Raw genomic sequence first — 3,745 nt, 5'->3', positions numbered from 1 at the left:
TCGGCAGTAGCGCCGAAGCGTGCCACGTGCATCGTGTCGATGAGCAGACTGATCTCGTCTCTGTCGACGTACTCGACGGCAGCCAGGGCCGACGGTAGGTCTGCGATGCTAAGGCCGACAACGGGTTCAACGCACGTCGCGATGTCCCGTTCGGCGGCGAGCGCGGTCAGCGCGGCCAACTCGTCGAAGGTGCGTGCTCGATCCGGTTCCAAGCTGACGGTGTTGATCCGTGGGATCCGCAGCTCGGCCATGATGTCGAGATCATCGGCGTAGGAGCGAACGTCGAGGCCCGGTGCGATGAGTAGACCCTCCCCCAGAGAGATCGACACGTCGTGGTCTTCCATCGCCGCGAGCAGGTCTTGACGGAGTCGAGGATCGTCGCGCAGCGAATACGGTTGGTAGTCCAGAGCTTTCAGGGGTGCAAAACCGGCCATTCCGGTTGTGATGTAGCGGCATCCCAGATCGGCGACCAGCCGGACGAATTCTATTGGGGGCATGCCAAAGACGCTGAGCATCTCGATGCCGAGCCTGTCCATGCCGCCCGCCCGCTCAGCCGCCCACCATGGCGAGACCGCCGTCGACCGGAATGAGCTGGCCGGTGATGAATCCGGCTCCCTCGCTGGCAAGGAACACCAACACCGGCCCCAGGTCGCTGGCGGGATCGCCGAGCTTGCCGCCCAACGGGATGGACAACTTCATCTGCTGGTCGATGAATGCGGCGGCGTCCGGACCCAGGAAGTTCCGCAGCCGGTCCGCGCCTGGTGTTTGAACCGCAGGCGCCAGCGCGTTGACGGTGACCCGATCGGCGCCCCACGCCTTGGCCGCCGAGCGGGTCCAGGCTTGAACAGCGCCCTTGGTGGCGGCATACACCGCTGAGATGGGACTGCCCATCACCGCCTCCGCAGACCCGAAATTGATGATATGTCCGCCGTTTTCGCGCATTACCGCGTGTGCGGCCTGATTAGTGAGAATCGTTGCTTTGACGTTGGTTGCCAGCAGAAAGTCGATCTCATCGCTGGTGATACTGCCCGGCACCCCCGATTGCCACAGGCCGGCGGCGTTGACGAGCACATCCACGCCGCCGAGTTCCCGCACGGCGCTGCCGAACGCGGTGTCGACCGAGTCGGCGTCTCGGACATCGCAGTGCACCCACGTCACCGCCGGTGCGTCATCGGACGGGGCGGTGTTGTGATACGTCGCGGCCAACTGCGCTCCGGCGCCGTGCAGAACGCGCACCGCGGCGGCGCCGATTCCGGTGGCACCGCCGGTAACCAGAATGCGGCGTCCAGCCAGCGATGGTTGCGGTACCGTCATGGCCGCGGAGTCTATCGGTCTGCAGACAACGAAGTCAGGTAACCGGCCATGTATTCGATGCGTTTTGACATGCGCGCCCCCGACTTTGGTGCGTCACCGGCCGAGCTGTATGAGGCCGCCGTCGATATGTGCGAGTGGGCTGAGACGCGCGGCTGCCTGGCGGCGGTCATCTGCGAGCATCACAGTTCGCCCGACGGTTATCTGCCTACGCCCTTGATTCTGGGTAGCGCCGTCGCCGCGCGCACGAAACAGTTGATGATGACGCTCATCGTCATCCTGCCCTTCTACGACCCGGTTCGGCTTGCCGAAGAGATCGCCGTGCTTGACCTGATCAGCAAGGGACGCGCGGGCTACGTCTTCGGGCTTGGTTATCGACCCGAGGAATACCAGCATTTCGGGCTCGACCGGAAGGCCCGCGGACGAATCGCCGACGAGAAGCTTGGTCTGCTTCGCCGTCTGCTGGCCGGCGAGGTAGTGGAGCAGGACGGCCGGCAAATCAAGGTGACGCCGCTTCCGTTCTCACCGCAAGGTCCGCTAATGATGTGGGGCGGAGGCAGTTTGGCGGCTGCCCGACGGGCCGGTCGCTACGGGCTGGGCTATCTCGCGCAGGGCGACGCGCCCGGTTCGCAGCAGGCCTACGAAGAGGCGTGTCGTGCGTACGGTCATGAGCCGGGCATGACCCTGCTGCCCAATCGCGACACACCCAGTGTGTGTTTCGTCGCCCCGGACGTCGACGTAGCCTGGCAGGAACTCGGCGAGCACCTGCTGCACGACGCGCGCATGTATGCCGAGTGGAATCCCGACAACCAAACATCCGCGGGTATCGCCGATGTCAGCGATGTCGAGGAACTACGGGCAACGTCGCGCACACACCGAATCTTCACGGCCGACGAGGCCATCGCGCATGTTCGCGGTGGCGGCATGCTCACGCTGGCACCCTTATGCGGCGGCATCCCACCCGACGTCGCCTGGAAGTATCTACGGTATCTCGACGAAGCGGTGATGCCCGCGCTGCGGACCAACGACGACTAGCGCTGAGCAGCGCTTGCCCACCAGTAGCTGATGAATGGCTCCATGGCGCGGCTGACCAATTCAATGCGCGGCCCGGCCGGCTCTTTGGCGTATGCCCAGAGCAGTGTTCCGGATCCATCGGGGTTGTAAGACTTGACTTCAAGGTCCATGCCGCCGGCTTGGAGCGCGGCGAGATCGGACTCGACATCATCGGACCAGTAACCGATGTGGTGAACCCCGGAATCTGCTGGTGTCCAGATGGTTCCGGGGACGGTCTGCAACAGCTCGAGCCGGGGGTCGGCGCCCGAGTACACCATTTTCATGGGGATAGTCACCTCGCCGGCCGGCGTTTGGGCGACCTGTTCAACCTCGACGACATCGGTCCAGGTGTAGCCCGCCAGCTTGCTGAACCTTTTCATGGTGGCATCGAGATCGTCGACGACAATTCCTGTGTGATAGAGGTTTTCGGCTTTCATCGATCCTCCTGGGGTGTCGCGTTCTTCAGTTCTTGTTCAAGCCACTGCACCTCGCTGTGGTTCTCGCGCCCGCTATCGGCCAGGAGCTGTTCCAGTGCAGCGCGTTTCACGCGCAGTGCGGCAGGATGTCCTCGCGACTCGTTCAAGACGATTTCGGACAGGTGCAGCGCCTCGAGTGGTCGCCGACCCGCTACGTGGCTATGCGCTCGTTCGGTGAGCGCGTCAATTCCGCCGGCCAGCTCAACGATGTCCGGCCATACCGACGACGGCGGGACGTCATAGAGTTCGGTCGTCGATTCGTATCGAAACCAGCCGACGTGCTCCTCCCAGATCGCCCGCACAATCCACGGCACTTTCCCGTGCACCTGAGGCAGCGAGAGCTCGGAAGGCAGTGTCACCTCACGCATCAGCGCCCACAGGTCAGCGCCCGAATTCATGCCGTCGAGCGTTCGGTCACGCAAATACGCCGTTGCGTCGCGCACCGTGGTCAAGGTGGTCTGGATCTGCTCTGCGCCTCGGAAGACGTCGTGACCATTGAACAAAGTCTCTGGGGCCAGCGCGATGACACGATCCAGCGAGTGAATGAAAGCCATCGCGCTGCGAATCTTGTCGCCCCGCAGCGTGTACAGGTTCGGGACGTGACCAAAGAAGGGTCCCATCAAATTTCCGATGAACACCGTTCGATTCTCAGGCAGCCAGACCACTAGTGCGTCGGTGGTCTCACCGCCAGGGGTGGCGTAGAACTCGAACCGGCGCCCCCCGAGTTCGATGGCGTGGCTATCGATGAAGGCTTCGGTGAGTACGGGCTCGGGTGGGAGCTGGGCTGCGTGTGTTTCGACATCCATGAATGCGCCCCACAAGGCCATGATTCGGCGCACATAGAACGGATGCAGGTGGCGCCAGTATTCGCGTACATCGCGGTGATTCGCCTGCGCAATCGTCCG

5 protein-coding genes are annotated in these 3,745 nt (G+C 63.3%); 1 reads left to right on the top strand and 4 read right to left on the bottom strand.

Annotated elements, in window-relative coordinates; translation table 11 throughout:
• A partial coding sequence (locus tag VN856_RS07225) for a TIM barrel protein (RefSeq protein ID WP_325687560.1) occupies positions 1–497 on the bottom strand: 497 nt, incomplete at its 3' end.
• Positions 498–549: 52 nt separating this feature from the next.
• Complete coding sequence (locus tag VN856_RS07220) at positions 550–1,314, bottom strand: SDR family oxidoreductase (RefSeq protein WP_325687558.1); 765 nt, start codon at positions 1,312–1,314, stop codon at positions 550–552.
• 48 nt (positions 1,315–1,362) lie between these two features.
• Between VN856_RS07220 and VN856_RS07215 the strand changes: the two genes are divergently transcribed.
• Positions 1,363–2,346, top strand: a complete 984-nt coding sequence (locus tag VN856_RS07215) for an LLM class flavin-dependent oxidoreductase (RefSeq protein WP_325687556.1) — start codon at positions 1,363–1,365, stop codon at positions 2,344–2,346.
• On the opposite strand, the gene VN856_RS07210 is transcribed toward VN856_RS07215, so the two are convergent.
• Together VN856_RS07210 and VN856_RS07205 are read right to left on the bottom strand one after the other, a co-directional pair.
• Entirely contained in the window at positions 2,343–2,801 is a 459-nt protein-coding gene (locus tag VN856_RS07210) for a VOC family protein (protein WP_325687554.1), read from the bottom strand. The two genes, VN856_RS07215 and VN856_RS07210, sit on opposite strands and share 4 nt — an antisense overlap.
• On the bottom strand, positions 2,798–3,745 hold a 948-nt coding region (locus VN856_RS07205; RefSeq protein WP_325687552.1), incomplete at its 5' end, for an alkyl sulfatase dimerization domain-containing protein. The genes VN856_RS07210 and VN856_RS07205, both read right to left, overlap by 4 nt.

It is taken from the genome of Mycobacterium sp. (assembly GCF_035603715.1).
Taxonomy (GTDB): Bacteria; Actinomycetota; Actinomycetes; order Mycobacteriales; family Mycobacteriaceae; genus Mycobacterium.
Note: the sequence above shows the minus strand (reverse complement) of the source record. Positions and strands in the feature narration are given on the sequence as shown.

Coding starts and splice junctions, on each gene's coding strand:
- VN856_RS07220 (WP_325687558.1), bottom strand. CDS start 1,314: ATGACGGTACCGCAACCATCGCTGGCTGGACGCCGCATTCTGGTTACC.
- VN856_RS07215 (WP_325687556.1), top strand. CDS start 1,363: ATGTATTCGATGCGTTTTGACATGCGCGCCCCCGACTTTGGTGCGTCA.
- VN856_RS07210 (WP_325687554.1), bottom strand. CDS start 2,801: ATGAAAGCCGAAAACCTCTATCACACAGGAATTGTCGTCGACGATCTC.